The sequence below is a fragment of the Pseudoalteromonas sp. 2CM36K genome, from assembly GCF_023161865.1.
Classification (GTDB): domain Bacteria; phylum Pseudomonadota; class Gammaproteobacteria; order Enterobacterales; family Alteromonadaceae; genus Pseudoalteromonas; species Pseudoalteromonas tetraodonis.
Window position 1 is genome coordinate 1 of sequence record NZ_JALNTK010000061.1, and the last position, 495, is coordinate 495.

General features: G+C 37.4%; 1 pseudogene. It reads right to left on the reverse strand.

Annotated features, from left to right (window positions below):
• Positions 1 to 84 precede the first annotated feature (84 nt).
• Positions 85 to 405 (reverse strand): annotated as a pseudogene (locus tag MTN97_RS17825) (hypothetical protein); the annotation flags it as partial.
• Positions 406 to 495: the final 90 nt, after the last annotated feature.

Genomic DNA, 495 nt, shown 5'->3' on the forward strand with positions numbered 1-495 from the left:
GCCTATTTATTCATACTGCCTAAAGCATAGTTTGAAACCATTGAAAGTACAAAATTAAAGATGGGTGTCTGTTTTATTTTACTATTTTTGCGTTAATAACGTGCCTTTACACTCTTTATGCCAACGAATAATAATGGCTTTGTCATTTAGCCTATTGGCCTTTTTATCATCTACATGTAGTACTAAATGAGTGTGATTACTCATCACAGCATAAGCACACACATCTATGCAAAATACTTTTGCTAAGGCAAGTAGCCTATCTTCTACCCAGCCTCTGCGGTGCTCATAAGACTGACCTGTAAAATGGTCTTCTCCGCATAAAAAGGCTCGGCGTACACAACGTGAAATACAGTGATAATATCGCGTATCAGCCAAACTAACCTGACGCTTTCTTGCAATTGCCATGGAACACCCAGCCTATTTATTCATACTGCCTAAAGCATAGTTTGAAACCATTGAAAGTACAAAATTAAAGATGGGTGTCTGTTTTATTTC